We start from the raw sequence: 13,639 nt of genomic DNA, 5'->3' as shown, positions 1-13,639 counted from the left end.
CGTCATTCCACAGCACGTGTCAGCGCTGGCGGCGCTCCCGCACGCGCATGTTGATCACGATCGGCGAGCCCTCGAAGCCGTACAGCTCGCGCAGGCGTCGCTGGATGAAGCGGCGGTAGCCCGGGTCGAGGAAGCCGGTCGTGAACAGCACGAAGGTCGGCGGGCGGGTCGATGCCTGCGTGCCGAAGAGGATGCGCGGCTGCTTTCCACCGCGCAGCGGGTGCGGGTGCTCGGCGATGAGCTCGGTGAGGAAGGCGTTGAACTTGCCGGTCGGGATCCGCTGATCCCACGACTCGAGTGCCGTCTCGAGCGCCGGCACGAGCTTGTCGAGGTGGCGACCGGTACGGGCGGAGATGTTGACGCGGGGCGCCCACGCGACGTGCGCGAGGTCCTGCTCGATCTCGCGCTCGAGGTAGCGGCGGCGGTCCTGGCCGTCCATGTCGTCGTCGTTGAGGCGATCCCACTTGTTGTACGCGATGACGAGCGCACGACCCGACTCGAGAACGAGGTCGATGATGTTGAGGTCCTGAACGCTGATCGGCTGGGTCACGTCGATGACGACGATCGCGACCTCGGCCTTCTCAAGCGCAGCCGAGGTGCGCAGCGACGCGTAGAAGTCGGCGCCCTGCTGCAGGTGCACGCGGCGGCGGATGCCGGCGGTGTCGACGAAGCGCCACAGCTTGCCGCCCAGCTCGACGATCTCGTCGACGGGGTCGCGGGTGGTACCGGCGAGCTCGTTGACGACGACGCGCTCCTCGCCCGCGGCCTTGTTGAGCAGCGACGACTTGCCGACGTTCGGGCGGCCGAGGATCGCGACGCGGCGCGGGCCGCCGATCTCGGCCTTGGCCACCGCCGAGACGTCGGGCATGACCTTCACGACCTCGTCGAGGAGATCGGCGACGCCGCGACCGTGGATGGCCGAGACCGGCCACGGCTGGTCGAGGCCGAGGTTCCAGAGGGCCGCCGCCTCAGGCTCCTGGCGGGCGTCGTCGATCTTGTTGGCGACGAGGAAGACGGGCTTGTTCGCCTTGCGGAGGAGACGCACGACGTGCTCGTCGGTCGCGGTGGCGCCGACCATCGCGTCGACGACGAACAGCACGACATCCGACAGGTCGATCGCGACCTCGGCCTGAGCTGCGACCGAGCGGTCGATGCCGCGGGCGTCGGGCTCCCACCCGCCGGTGTCGACAAGGGTGAAGCGGCGGTCCATCCACTCGGCCTTGTACGTGACGCGGTCGCGCGTGACACCCGGGGTGTCCTCCACGACCGCCTCGCGGCGGCCGAGGATGCGGTTCACGAGCGCGGACTTGCCGACGTTCGGGCGGCCGACGATCGCGACGACGGGCAGTGCCGGCAGGAACTCGATGCCGTCCTCACCGCGGACGATGCCCGCGAGCAGCGCCGCGTCCTCGTCGTCGAGGTCGTAGTCGTCGAGGCCGACGCGCAGCGCGACGGCCCGCTGCTCGGCGAGGTCGTCGTCGAGGTCCGCGAGGTTCTCGGCGAGGTGGTCGTCGCCGGGCTCGAACTCGTCGAATTCGGTGTTGTCATCAGCGGCCATCTCAGGCTCCTGTCTGCAGTGGGTCGACCGCCGGCGCGCTCAGCGCGGCCTGGATCACGCCGAGCACGGCGTCCACGGTCTGGTCGAAATCGAGAGGCGTCGAGTCGACGACCTCGACGCCGGGCGCGGCGGTGAGGAAGTCGACGACGGCCGAGTCCGAGGCGTCGCGCTGGTGGAGCGCGGCGGCGACGCTCGCGGCATCCTGCGTCGTCAGCTCGGCGCTGCGACGCGCGGCGCGGATCTCCGGCGCGGCGGTGAGGAGGATGCGCACGGGGGCGTCGGGGGCGACGACGGTCGTGATGTCGCGGCCCTCGACGACGACGCCCGGTCGCCCCGATCGCGCCACGAGCGCCCGGAACAGCGTGTTCACCGACTGCCGCACCGCGGGCACGCGCGCGACGCCGCTCACGGCGTCCGACACGCGGGGCTCACGGATCGCATCGGTCACATCGCTCGCTCCGACGCGTACCCAGTAGGCGTCGGGATCGAGGGAGATCGCGTAGTCGAAATCCCCCGAGACATCGAGGACGGATGCTGCGTCCGACGTGTCGATGCCGCGCTCGAGCGCGTGCCACGCGAGCGCGCGATAGGCGGCGCCGGTGTCGAGGTAGCCGTAGCCGAGGCGACGGGCGACCTGCTTCGAGACGCTGGACTTGCCGCTGCCGGCGGGTCCGTCGATCGCCACGACGACCGGGTCGGGCCCCGGTCTTGTGATGGCGGGATCAGTCATTGGTGGTGCTCGCAATCTTCCAGCCGCGCGACTCGAGACCGTCGATCGCCCGGCGCACGGCGCTTGGGACGACGCTGATCTCGGCGAGGCCGAATTGGGCGCCGGGCGAATGCTCCAGGCGCAGGTCTTCCACGTTCACGTCGAGGTCGCCGAGCTCGCCGAACAGGCGGCCGAGCTGGCCGGGCGTGTCGTCGACCATGACGACGACCTGCTCGAACCGGCGGTTCTGACCGTGCTTGCCCGGCAGGCGCTCGACTCCGTCGTTGCCCCGGCGGATCGTGTCGGCGACGGCGCGGCGGGCGCCCGGCGCGTCGGGCTCGCGCAGCGCGTCGGCGACGGCGGTGAGGTCGGCAGCGATCTGGTCGAGCACGTCGACGACGGGCGCCGCGTTCGCGCCCAGGATCTGCACCCAGAGCTCGGGAGCGGATGCTGCGATCCGCGTCGTGTCGCGCACTCCCTGGCCGGCGAGCCGCAGCGACCCGTCGGGGGCGTCGACGAAGCGGCCGGCGAGCAGGCTCGCGACCAGCTGCGGCACGTGCGAGACGAGGGCGACACCGCGGTCGTGGTCTTCGGGGGTCATCTCGATCGGCGTGGCACCGAGGTCGAGAGCCAACCCTTCGACGAGCGCGAGGTCGGCCGATGACGTCTCCTCGTCGCGGCACACGACCCACGGGCGGCCGACGAAGATGTCGGCGCGGGCCGAGATCGCTCCGCCGCGCTCGCGTCCGGCGAGCGGGTGCGAGCCGATGTAGTGCGTGAGGTCCACGCCGCGCTCGCGCAGCGCGAGGAGCGGCTCGAGCTTGACGCTCGCGACGTCCGTCACGACGGCGCGCGGGTGACGCTCGAGCTCGCGCTGGATCACATCGGCCGTGACGTCCGGCGGCACGGCGACGACGACGAGCGACGGCTCATCCCCCTCGGCCGCACGGCGGCCGGCACCGTAGTCGACCGCGAGACGCAGCTGCGACGGCGACGTGTCGTCGAGCGCGACATCGACGCCGCGCGCGCTGAGCGCGTGGCCGATGCTCGCGCCGAGGAGACCGGCGCCGACGATGCGCACCGTGCCCTGCACGCGCGGAGCAAGGGAGGTCGCTGTCACTTATTCCTCCTGTTGACCTGCGGCTTGGCGCGAAAGAGTCAGCAGAGCGCCCCGCTCCACTTTAGTCAACTCGCGGGCGCGCCCGGCTGGCAGCGTTCCCAGGTGCAGCGGCCCGAACTGGCGACGGACGAGTTCGACGACAGGATGCCCCACCTCGGCCATCATGCGGCGCACGATGCGATTGCGCCCGGAGTGCAGCGTGAGCTCGACCAGCGAGCCTCCGCCCTCGGCCGACGATGACAGCAGCCGCGCCTTGTCGGCGGAGATCGGGCCGTCCTCCAGGTCGACGCCTTTCAGGAGCCTCTGAATGGTCTGCGGCGTCACGCGGCCGTCGACCTTGGCGATGTAGACCTTGGTGACGCCGAACGACGGGTGCGCGAGCACGTGCGCGAGCTCGCCGTCGTTCGTGAGCACGAGGAGGCCGCTGGTCTCAGCATCCAATCGCCCCACGTTGTACAGGCGCTCGTCCCACTCCTTCGTGAAGCGGCGGAGGTCAGGGCGACCGCGGTCGTCCTTCATCGAGCTCACGACGCCCGTGGGCTTGTTGAGCATCACGTAGCGCTTGGACTGGTCGAACTGGACGGCCGTGCCGTCGACGTCGACCAGGTCGTTCTCGGGGTCGACGCGTGAGCCGAGCTCGGTGACCACCGCGCCGTTCACGCGCACGCGCCCCTCGACGATGAGCTGCTCGGCGACGCGCCGCGACGCGACTCCCGCGTTCGCGAGGGCCTTCTGCAGGCGCACGCCCTCGGTCGACTCCGCTCCGCCGGTCATCGACGCACTCCTTCGTCCAGGTTGTCGCCGGCTCCGTCCGCCCCAGACACCTCATCGGCACCGTCCAGCAGCGGCGAGATGTGCGGCAGTTCGTCCAGCGAGTTGATGCCGAGATGCACGAGCAGCGCATCAGTGGTGCCGTAGTTGATCGCGCCGGTCTCGGCATCCGCGATGAGCTCGGTGATCAGCCCGCGCGCGAGCAGCGTGCGCACCACGGAGTCGACGTTGACGGCACGGATCGACGCGACCTGACTGCGGGTCACCGGCTGCTTGTACGCGATGACCGCGAGGGTCTCGAGCGCCGCCTGCGACAGGCGCGACGGCGCCTGGCCGCCGACGTAGTCGCTGACGAGGTCGTCGAGCTCCTCGCGCACATAGAGCCGCCAGCCGCCGCCGACCTCGCGCAGCTCGAAGCCGCGGACCGGTCCGACGGACTTGCCGTCGTAGTCGTCGACGAGCGTCTCGATGGCCTGTCGAACCGCGGGCACCGGCGCGCCGACGGCGGTCGCGAGGCTCACCAGGCTCTGGGGCTCCTCGACGATCAGCAGGATCGCCTCGAGCCGGCGAGCGACGTCGGTCACGGTGACGACGGGTGGCTCAGGGGTCGCGTCAGTGGTCATAGTCGGCTCCCAGGGTGGCGAGGTTCTCGTCGCTCCAGCGCTGCGCGCTCCAGCGGAGGGTCAGCTCGCCGAGCGGCTCGAGCTGTTCGAAGGACAGGGCGGCGTGGCGGTACAGCTCCAGCACCGAGAGGAAGCGGGCGACGACGACGCCCGGCTGGCCGACGCCCGCGATGAGCTCGCGGAACGTCAGGGACCCGGCATCCCGCAGCAGGGTCACCACGATCGCAGCCTGCTCGCGGATGCTCACGAGCGGTGCGTGCAGGTGGTCGAACCCGATACGCGGGATCTCCTTCGGCGTCATCGCCAGCAGCGCGAGCGCCCCGAAGTCGTCGGCGCTCAGCGACCACACCAGCTCCGGTACGGCGTTGCGGTACTTCTCGTCCAGGCGGACCGAGCGCGTGTGGCGCACCGCCTCGCGGCGCAGGCACCGCTCGAACCACGCCGAGACCTCCTTGAACGCGCGGTACTGCAGCAGCCGGGCGAACAGCAGATCGCGCGCCTCGAGAAGGGCGACGGATTCGGCGTCGACGAGCTCCCCCTGCGGCAGGAGCCCCGCGACCTTCATGTCGAGAAGGGTCGCCGCGACGACAAGGAACTCGGATGCCTCGTCCAGCTCTTCTCCCGGACCCAGCTCGCGGAGGTACGCGATGAAATCGTTGGTCACGAGCGACAGCGACACCTCGGTGATGTCGAGCTCGTGCTTGGAGATCAGGGTGAGGAGGAGGTCGAACGGCCCGTCGAAGTTCGAGAGCGCGACCCGGAACCCCTCCCCGGTCGGTGAGCCTGTCGAAGCGTCAGGCGACAGCGCCACGGGCGACCAGCTCCCGCGCCAGCCGCAGGTAGGCCTGCGCGGCGGCGTGCTCCGGCGCGAACTCGGTGATCGGCATGCCCGACACGGAGGCATCCGGGAACTTGACGGTGCGGCCGATGACGGTCTCGAGGACGTCGTCGCCGAAGGCGTCGACCACGCGCTCGAGCACCTCGCGCGAGTGGAGCGTACGCGCGTCGTACATCGTGGCGAGCACGCCGTCGAGCGTGATCGTGGGGTTGAGGCGATCGCGCACCTTGTCGATCGTCTCGATGAGCATCGCGACGCCGCGGAGGGCGAAGAACTCGCACTCGAGCGGGATGACGACACCGTGGCTCGCGGTGAGGGCGTTGACCGTGAGAAGACCCAGCGAGGGCTGGCAGTCGATGAGGATCACGTCGTAATCGCCCGTGACCTTGCGCAGCGCCCGCGACAGCGTCTGCTCGCGCGCGACCTCGTTCACGAGGTGCACCTCGGCGGCCGACAGGTCGATGTTGGCGGGGATCACGTCGAGGTTGTCGACGCGCGTGTGCACGATGACCTCGTGCGGGTCGCGCTTGCCGTCGAGCAGCAGGTCGTAGATCGTCGGGATCTCGTGGGTCTGGATGCCGAGACCCGCCGACAGCGCGCCCTGCGGGTCGAAGTCGACCGCGAGCACCTTGCGGCCGTAGCCGGCGAGGGCTGCCGCGAGGTTGATGGTGGTCGTCGTCTTGCCGACGCCGCCCTTCTGGTTGCACAGCGCGATGATGCGGGCGGGGCCGTGACCGTCGAGCTTCGGCGGGGTGGGGAAGCCCTGATAGGGACGACCGGTGGGTCCGATCGGAGTGTCCCCCGTGGCGGCCTTCGTCGCCGCCTGTGCCTTGCCCGCCACCAATGCTCCCGCCTACGTGCTCGTGTCCACCGATTCTAGTCACGCCGCGCCCGCGAACGCCTGCGGCGCGGCCGTCTGCACCGCGGAACGGCGCGGGGCCGGGCGTCAGCGGGCGCGGGGATGCGACGTCGCATACACGTCGCGGAGTGCGTCGACCGACACGTAGGTGTAGATCTGCGTCGTCGCCACGGAGGCGTGGCCGAGCAGCTCCTGCACGACGCGGACGTCGGCGCCGCCCTGCAGAAGATGGGTTGCGAAGGAATGCCGGAGGGTGTGCGGCGACACGTGCGCGGTGAGGTGCGCGCGCTCGGCCGCCGACTGGATGATCAGCCAGGCGCTCTGGCGCGACAGCGGTGCTCCCCGCGCACCGAGGAAGAGCTTCGGGGTCGACCGGCCGCGGTGCGAGAGCTCGGGTCGCGCGCGCGTCAGGTAGGCGTCGACGGCGGCGCGCGCGTACGACCCCACCGGGACGATGCGCTCCTTCGATCCCTTGCCCCGCACGCGCAGCACGTCACCGTGCGCCGCGTCGTCGACGTCGAGCTGCACGATCTCCGAAACGCGCGCGCCGGTGGCGTACAGCAGCTCGAGCAGGGCGCGGTCGCGCATGCCCAGCAGGTCGCCCGCCGCCGCTCCTGGGCTGCCGGACACGTCGGCCTCGGTCGCCGGCGCCGGGCCCGAGGCATCCAACAGGCTCTCGACCTGCTCGATCGTGAGCGCCTTGGGCAGCCGCCGCGGCTGCTTCGGCGGGCGCAGGTTCGACGACGGGTCGGCGGGCTCGATGCCCTCGCGGGCGAGGAACCGATGGAGCCCCCGCACCGACGACTGCAGCCGCGCGAGCGACGACGCCGCCATCGGCGGCTGCGCGGCCGCGCGGTCGGCGATGAAGCTCGCGAGGGTCACCGAGGTGACTGCCGCGGTGTCGTCGACGTGCTGCTCGCTCAGCCACTCGGCGTAGCCGGCGAGGTCGCGCCGGTACGCCGCCACGGTGTTCTCCGACAGCCCGCGCTCGATCGCAACGTGGCGCAGGTACGAGTCCACCGCTCGAGCGATCTGCATGTCAGTCGCCTCCTGTCACGAGGGTCTCACGTCCGGCGGGGCTGTCGGCGAACTTCTGAGGTTCGTCAGGGTCCGGTGGGGGCCGCCTGGCGGAGGCGCTCGGCGGCGGCGAGCAGGCCCACCGCGAGGATGCCGTTGCGCAGGCGTCCGGCAAGGATCCCCGCGACGGCGTCGGCGAGCGGCAGCCACTCCAGGCGGATGTCGGCTTCCTCGTCCTCCCGCGCGTGCACCTCGTTCGCAGGGGTCAGCCCGCGCGCGAGGAACAGGTGGACGATCTCGTCGTTCCCGCCGGGCGTGGTGAAGATGCTCACCAGCGGCTCCCAGGACGAGGCGACGAGGTCGACCTCTTCGGCGAGCTCGCGCCGGGCGGTCTCGAGCGGCGTCTCACCGGCCATGTCGAGCAAGCCGGCCGGGATCTCCCAGTCGCGGTGGCGGATCGGGTGCCGGTACTGCTGGATCAGCAGCACCCGCCCCTCGTCGTCCACCGCCACGACCGCGGCGGCGCCGGGGTGATCGACGTACTGGCGCACGATCTGCCCGTCGCCGTAGGCGACGGTGTCACTGCGCACATCCCACACCCGCCCCTCATAGACCAGGTCGCTGTCGAGGACGGTGGCGTCGACCGGCTCGTCGGCGAGGAGTTCTTGCGTCACGTCAGGCGACCGTGAGTTCGTCGTTCTCGACCTCGAACAGCTCGCTCGCGCGGTGCCGGTCGAGCGCCGCGCCGACGAGACCGCGGAACAGCGGGTTGGCGTCCGTCGGACGCGAGCGCAGCTCGGGGTGCGCCTGCGTCGCGATGTAGTACGGGTGGACGTCGCGCGGCAGCTCCACGTACTCCACGAGATTCAGGTCGGGGTTGATGCCCGAGAACACCAGGCCGGCCTCCGCGATCTGGTCGCGGTAGCGGTTGTTGACCTCGTAGCGGTGGCGGTGGCGCTCCGACGCACGATCGCCGCCGTACACCTCGGCCGCGATCGAACCCTCCGCGAGGTCGGCCGGGTAGAGGCCGAGACGCATCGTGCCGCCGAGGTCGCCGTGGTCGAGGATGTCGACCTGCTCCTCCATCGTCGCGATGACGGGATGCTGCGTGTCGGGGTCGAACTCGCTCGACGAGGCATCCTCGATCCCGGCGACGTGACGCGCGTACTCGATGACGATGCACTGGAGGCCGAGGCAGATGCCGAGCGTCGGGATGCCCTGCTCGCGCGCGAACTTCAACGCGCCGATCTTGCCTTCGATGCCGCGGATGCCGAAGCCGCCGGGGATCACGATGCCGTCGAGCGGGCCGAGCGCCTTCGCGGCGCCCTCCGGCGTCTCGCACTCGTCCGAGGGGATCCAGCGGATGTTGACGTGCGTCTCCTGTGCGAACCCACCCGCCTTGAGGGCCTCGGTGACCGAGAGGTAGGCGTCGGGCAGGTCGATGTACTTGCCGACCAGGCCGATGGTGACCTCGTGCTTGGGGTTGTGCACGGCGTTCAGCACGCGCTGCCAGCGCGACCAGTCGACGTCGGCGGCCTTCGACAGGCCGAGCGCGCGGACGATGTACTCGTCGAGGCCCTGCTCGTTGAGCATCGAGGGGATGTCGTAGATGCTCGGCACGTCGACCGCGTTCACGACGGCGCCCTCGTCGACGTCGCACATGAGCGCGATCTTGCGCTTGTTCGCCTCGGTGACGGGGCGGTCGCTGCGCAGCACCAGCGCATCGGGCTGGATGCCGATCGAGCGGAGCGTCGCGACGGAGTGCTGCGTGGGCTTGGTCTTCTGCTCCCCCGACGCGCCCATGAACGGCACGAGCGAGACGTGCACGAAGAAGACGTTGTTGCGGCCCAGCTCATGACGGATCTGGCGGGCCGACTCGATGAACGGCTGCGACTCGATGTCGCCGACCGTGCCGCCGATCTCGGTGATGATCACGTCGGGCTTGGGCATCTCGTCGGCCTGCAGTCGCATGCGGCGCTTGATCTCGTCGGTGATGTGCGGGATCACCTGCACGGTGTCGCCGAGGTATTCGCCGCGGCGCTCCTTCGCGATGACCTGCGAATAGATCTGGCCGGTCGTGACATTGGCCGCCTGGCTGAGCTCGATGTCGAGGAAGCGCTCGTAGTGGCCGATGTCGAGATCGGTCTCGGCGCCGTCGTCGGTCACGAAGACCTCGCCGTGCTGGAACGGGTTCATCGTGCCCGGGTCGACGTTCAGATACGGGTCGAGCTTCTGCATCACGACGCGCAGACCGCGAGCGGTGAGGAGGTTTCCGAGGCTGGCCGCGGTGAGACCCTTGCCCAACGAGGAAACGACACCACCGGTCACGAAGATGTGCTTGGTGGTGTCGTTCGAAGTGTCGCCGCGGGAAGAATCAGAAGTCTGCATCACGGGCTTTTATCCTATCAGGCAGTGTTTCGATGAGCTTCGCAGAAGCTGAGGACACGCAGAGACCGCCACCGCGATCAATCGACTTCGGTGCGAAGGCTGAGCAATTCGCGTGCGTGCGTCAGGGCCGCGTCCGAGTCGGGCATGCCCGACAGCAGGCGCGCCATCTCGGCCTCGCGATCGGTGCCGTCCAGGCGGCGGACATCGGACGCCGTGACCGAGCCGTCGTTCGCCTTCACGACGGTCAGGTGGTTGGCCGCGAACGCCGCCACCTGCGCGAGGTGCGTGACCGCGATCACCTGCGACGACTCCGACAGTCGCGCGAGACGCCGGCCGACCTCGATCGCGGCTGCGCCGCCGATGCCGGCGTCCACCTCGTCGAACACGAACGTCGGCACGGGGTCGACGGCGGCGATCACGACCTCGATCGCGAGCATGACGCGGCTGAGCTCGCCGCCGCTCGCACCGCGCGAGACGGCCCGCGGCTCGGCGCCCGGGTGCGGCGCGAGCAGGATGGCCACGTCGTCGCGTCCCGACGCGGACTCGGTGCCCGCCGTGACGGCGACCTCGAGTCGAGCGTCGGGCATCGCGAGCGCCCGCAGCTCGGCGGTGACCGCGGCTCCCAGCCGCGCGGCCGCGTCGGTGCGCGCCGCGGTGAGCACGGCGGCGGTCTCGTCGAGGACGGATGCTGCGGCATCCCGCTCCGCAGTCAGCCGGTCAATGCGATCGGAGTCGTCGTCGAGTTCGGCGAGCCGAGAGGAGCCGGCGTCGAGCAGCTCGATGGCGGCGTCGAGGGTGCCGTGCGCGCGGACCAAGCCGGCGAGCACGGCGCGCCGCTCTTCGACGGCGGCGAGCTCATGGGGTCCGGACTCGTCGAGATCGGCGAGGTAGCCCGCGAGCGCCGCCGCGATGTCGGCGACGCGGTAGCCGACGTCGGCGAGCTGCCCGGCGAGCTCAGCGAGCACGGGGTCGTGCACGCGCTCGAGGGCGCGGCGGGCCTCGGCCAGGAGCGCCCCGGCGTCGGGTTCGTCCCCCTCGCCGGAGAGTCCGTCGTGGGCCGTCGCGGCGGCGACACGCAGCTCCTCGGCGTTCGCCAGGCGCTCGGCGCGAGTGGCCAGCTCCGCGTCTTCACCGGGCTCGGGGGCGGCCTGCTCGATCTCGGCGAGCTGCGCACGGAGGTCTTGGGCCTCGCGCGCCCGTGCGTCGCGATCGTCGGTGAGCTGCGAGAGCTCGCGATCGATCGCACGCCAGTGCTCGAAGGCCCGGCGGTAGGCGTCGCGCGCGGTGCGGACGGTCTCGCCGCCGAAGCGGTCCAACGCGTCACGCTGCGCGGCCGCGGAGCGCAGTCGCAGCTGATCGGACTGCCCGTGCACGACGACGAGTTCGTCGGCGAGGTCGGCGAGCACTCCGGCCGGTGCGGCGCGGCCGCCGACGGACGCCCGGCCCCGGCCCTCGCTCGAGATCGACCGCCCGATGTACAGCTCGGCGCGGCCGCCGCCGATCGGCTCGACGTCGCCGCCGGCCTCGCGGACGCGCGCGGCGACTGGTCCGTCCTCGGGGACGATCCACACGCCGTCGACCGTCGCCTGGGTGGCGCCCGCACGCACGGCGCCCGAGTCGGCGCGCTGGCCGAGCAGCAGCCCGAGGCCGGTCACGACCATTGTCTTGCCGGCGCCGGTCTCACCGGTGATCGCCGTGAATCCCGCGCCGATCGGGAGCGTCGCCTCAGCGATCACGCCCAGGTCGCGCAGGCGCATCTCCTCGATCACGGGGCGACCTCGCTGCCGACCACATCGGTCTCGGCGTCGACGGCGGTGGCAGCATCCATCGCCCGTCTGGGCTGCGTCGGCAGGACGCCGGTGATCGCTGCCGGACCGCGCCAGCCCTCGACCGGGAGGCGGAACTTGCGCACGAGGCGGTCGGTGAACTGCGCGGGGTGCAGGCGCGCGAGACGCACGGGGCGGTCGGACCGCCGCACGACGACGCGCGCGCCCGGCGGCAGGTCGTGCGAGCGGCGCCCGTCGCACCACAGGATGCCGGTGCCGTTGGTGCGCTCGAGCACCTCGATCGCGACCGAGTGCTCGGGACCCACGACCAGGGGCTTCGCGAACAGTGCGTGCGCCGACAGCGGCACCACGGCGATCGCCTCGACAGTCGGCCAGATCACGGGTCCGCCGGCGGAGAAGTTGTAGGCGGTCGACCCTGTCGGAGTGGAGACGACCATGCCGTCACAGCCGAAGGTCGACAGCGGGCGTCCGTCGATCTCGACGACCACCTCGAGCAGACGCTCGCGGCTGGCCTTCTCGACCGTCGCCTCGTTGAGCGCCCACGTCTCGTAGATGACGGAGTCGCCGGTGTCTTTCACGCGCACCTGGAGCGCCATGCGCTCCTCGACCTCGTACTCGCGCGCGATGACGCGGCGGACGGCCTCGTCCATGTCGTCGCGCTCGATCTCGGCGAGGAAGCCGACGTGGCCCATGTTGATGCCGAGGACCGGCGCACTTCCGTCGCGGACCAGTTCTGCCGCACGCAGGATCGTGCCGTCGCCGCCGAGCACGATCGCGAGCTCGATGTCGGTCACCGTCACGTCGGCGCCCAGCACCGCGACGTCGGCCAGCGAGGGCCCCGCCTGCACCAGGTCTTCGCCGTCGTCGAGGGCGAGCACCGGGCGGGCGCCGGCGGCGCGCAGCGCGGCGACAACCCGCTCAGCGGCAGCGACTGTGTCGGCGCGATGGGCGTGCGCCACCACCAGGATGCTGCGCTGGGCCTCGGTGTCGGCGTCGTTCATCGGCTCCCCGCCAGTCGGTTCACGGTGCTCAACCATTCTGTCGGATTGCTCCCCCGCCCCGGCGCGAGGTGCGCGATGAACTCGGAATTGCCGTGCGTTCCGCCGATCGGGGAGGAGACGACACCGCAGGTGCCGAGGCCGGCATCCCATGCCGCCCACAGCACGCGCGCGACCGCGTCCGCACGCAGCACCGGGTTCGTCACGAGGCCGCGCTTCACCGCCGTGCGCCCGACCTCGAACTGCGGCTTGATCAGCAGCACGAGATCGGCATCGGATGCTGCGACCTCGCGCGCTGCGGGCAGCACATGCGTGAGCGAGATGAATGACAGGTCGCCTGTGATCACCGACGGCGGCTCGGCGACGGCGCTCGCCTCGGCGAGGGTGTCGGGTGTCATGTAGCGGACGTTGAACCCCTCGACCGACACGACCCCGGGATCTTCTGCGACGGATGCTGCGAGCTGCCCGTGACCGACATCCACGGCGATCACCGGCTCGGCGCCGCGCTCGCGCAGCACTTGGGTGAAGCCGCCGGTGGACGCGCCCATGTCGAGCGCCACCCGGCCGCGGACGTCGACCTCGAAGGCGTCGAGGCCCGCGATGAGCTTGTGCGCGGCGCGGCTGACGTAGTGGTCTGACGCCGCCACCTCGATCTCGGAAGCGTCGCCGACGGGAGTCGAGGCCTTGGCCACCGGACGGCCGTCGACCGTCACCAGCCCTCCGGAGATGAGGGTCGCGGCGTGGGTTCGGGAGCGCGCGAGGCCCCGAGCGGCCAGAGCGGCATCGAGGCGGCTCGTCATGACGGGGTGCCGGGACTCGCCTCGAGGCGACGGGCGAGCGTGTCGTGCAGCGTGTCGTAGGCGTCGGCACGCGTGTCCAGCGGCTGCGCCTCGATCACCTCGAGGGTCGACAGCAGGTCGCCGTGCTCGTCCTCATGCTCGTCGGCTCGATCCATGCCTCCCAGACTACGG

14 protein-coding genes are annotated in these 13,639 nt (G+C 71.1%); all 14 read right to left on the bottom strand.

The features are described from left to right. Nucleotides 1–19 precede the first annotated feature (19 nt). On the bottom strand, nt 20–1,558 hold the full coding sequence (gene der, locus ACVN90_RS07030; RefSeq protein WP_475101420.1) for a ribosome biogenesis GTPase Der: 1,539 nt from the start codon (nt 1,556–1,558) through the stop codon (nt 20–22). A gap of 1 nt (nt 1,559) precedes the next feature. Next, complete coding sequence (cmk, locus tag ACVN90_RS07025; RefSeq protein WP_475101419.1) at nt 1,560–2,288, bottom strand: (d)CMP kinase; 729 nt, start codon at nt 2,286–2,288, stop codon at nt 1,560–1,562. Further along, a complete protein-coding gene (locus ACVN90_RS07020; protein ID WP_475101418.1) occupies nt 2,281–3,387 on the bottom strand; it encodes a prephenate dehydrogenase in 1,107 nt (368 codons plus the stop codon). Before ACVN90_RS07020 ends, cmk begins: the two co-directional genes overlap by 8 nt. Continuing rightward, nucleotides 3,388–4,161 (bottom strand): pseudouridine synthase, encoded by a 774-nt coding sequence (locus ACVN90_RS07015; protein WP_475101417.1) that lies wholly within the window; start codon nt 4,159–4,161, stop codon nt 3,388–3,390. Then, a complete protein-coding gene (gene scpB / locus ACVN90_RS07010; RefSeq protein WP_475101416.1) occupies nt 4,158–4,781 on the bottom strand; it encodes an SMC-Scp complex subunit ScpB in 624 nt (207 codons plus the stop codon). Before scpB ends, ACVN90_RS07015 begins: the two co-directional genes overlap by 4 nt. Further along, complete coding sequence (locus tag ACVN90_RS07005; protein WP_475101415.1) at nt 4,771–5,592, bottom strand: segregation and condensation protein A; 822 nt, start codon at nt 5,590–5,592, stop codon at nt 4,771–4,773. The genes scpB and ACVN90_RS07005 overlap by 11 nt, the downstream gene beginning before the upstream one ends. Continuing rightward, nucleotides 5,576–6,460, bottom strand: coding sequence for a ParA family protein (locus ACVN90_RS07000; protein WP_475101414.1), 885 nt, complete (start codon nt 6,458–6,460; stop codon nt 5,576–5,578). Before ACVN90_RS07000 ends, ACVN90_RS07005 begins: the two co-directional genes overlap by 17 nt. Before the next feature lie 105 nt (nt 6,461–6,565). Beyond that, entirely contained in the window at nt 6,566–7,516 is a 951-nt protein-coding gene (gene xerD / locus ACVN90_RS06995) for a site-specific tyrosine recombinase XerD (protein WP_475101413.1), read from the bottom strand. Nucleotides 7,517–7,581: 65 nt separating this feature from the next. Then, the gene (locus ACVN90_RS06990) at nt 7,582–8,169 is read right to left on the bottom strand and encodes an NUDIX domain-containing protein (protein ID WP_475101412.1); all 588 of its coding nucleotides are present in this window, start codon (nt 8,167–8,169) and stop codon (nt 7,582–7,584) included. 1 nt (nt 8,170) lies between these two features. Further along, complete coding sequence (locus ACVN90_RS06985) at nt 8,171–9,883, bottom strand: CTP synthase (protein WP_475102080.1); 1,713 nt, start codon at nt 9,881–9,883, stop codon at nt 8,171–8,173. Nucleotides 9,884–9,960: 77 nt separating this feature from the next. Then, nucleotides 9,961–11,652, bottom strand: coding sequence for a DNA repair protein RecN (recN, locus tag ACVN90_RS06980; protein ID WP_475101411.1), 1,692 nt, complete (start codon nt 11,650–11,652; stop codon nt 9,961–9,963). Continuing rightward, the gene (locus ACVN90_RS06975) at nt 11,649–12,671 is read right to left on the bottom strand and encodes an NAD kinase (RefSeq protein ID WP_475101410.1); all 1,023 of its coding nucleotides are present in this window, start codon (nt 12,669–12,671) and stop codon (nt 11,649–11,651) included. Before ACVN90_RS06975 ends, recN begins: the two co-directional genes overlap by 4 nt. Beyond that, entirely contained in the window at nt 12,668–13,468 is an 801-nt protein-coding gene (locus ACVN90_RS06970) for a TlyA family RNA methyltransferase (RefSeq protein ID WP_475101408.1), read from the bottom strand. The genes ACVN90_RS06975 and ACVN90_RS06970 overlap by 4 nt, the downstream gene beginning before the upstream one ends. Further along, nucleotides 13,465–13,623 carry a hypothetical protein gene (locus ACVN90_RS06965; protein ID WP_181911654.1) on the bottom strand — a complete coding sequence of 53 codons (159 nt, stop codon included), beginning with the start codon at nt 13,621–13,623 and terminating at the stop codon, nt 13,465–13,467. Before ACVN90_RS06965 ends, ACVN90_RS06970 begins: the two co-directional genes overlap by 4 nt. Nucleotides 13,624–13,639: the final 16 nt, after the last annotated feature.

The organism is Microbacterium sp. F01 (assembly GCF_056156365.1).
Note: the sequence above shows the minus strand (reverse complement) of the source record. Positions and strands in the feature narration are given on the sequence as shown.

What these genes read in the sequence shown, in the direction of transcription:
- ACVN90_RS06975 (WP_475101410.1), bottom strand. Translation starts at nt 12,671, where the DNA reads ATGAACGACGCCGACACCGAGGCCCAGCGCAGCATCCTGGTGGTGGCG.
- ACVN90_RS06970 (WP_475101408.1), bottom strand. Translation starts at nt 13,468, where the DNA reads ATGACGAGCCGCCTCGATGCCGCTCTGGCCGCTCGGGGCCTCGCGCGC.
- xerD (WP_475101413.1), bottom strand. Translation starts at nt 7,516, where the DNA reads ATGCAGATCGCTCGAGCGGTGGACTCGTACCTGCGCCACGTTGCGATC.
- scpB (WP_475101416.1), bottom strand. Translation starts at nt 4,781, where the DNA reads ATGACCACTGACGCGACCCCTGAGCCACCCGTCGTCACCGTGACCGAC.
- ACVN90_RS07015 (WP_475101417.1), bottom strand. Translation starts at nt 4,161, where the DNA reads ATGACCGGCGGAGCGGAGTCGACCGAGGGCGTGCGCCTGCAGAAGGCC.
- cmk (WP_475101419.1), bottom strand. Translation starts at nt 2,288, where the DNA reads ATGACTGATCCCGCCATCACAAGACCGGGGCCCGACCCGGTCGTCGTG.
- ACVN90_RS06985 (WP_475102080.1), bottom strand. Translation starts at nt 9,883, where the DNA reads ATGCAGACTTCTGATTCTTCCCGCGGCGACACTTCGAACGACACCACC.
- ACVN90_RS06965 (WP_181911654.1), bottom strand. Translation starts at nt 13,623, where the DNA reads ATGGATCGAGCCGACGAGCATGAGGACGAGCACGGCGACCTGCTGTCG.
- der (WP_475101420.1), bottom strand. Translation starts at nt 1,558, where the DNA reads ATGGCCGCTGATGACAACACCGAATTCGACGAGTTCGAGCCCGGCGAC.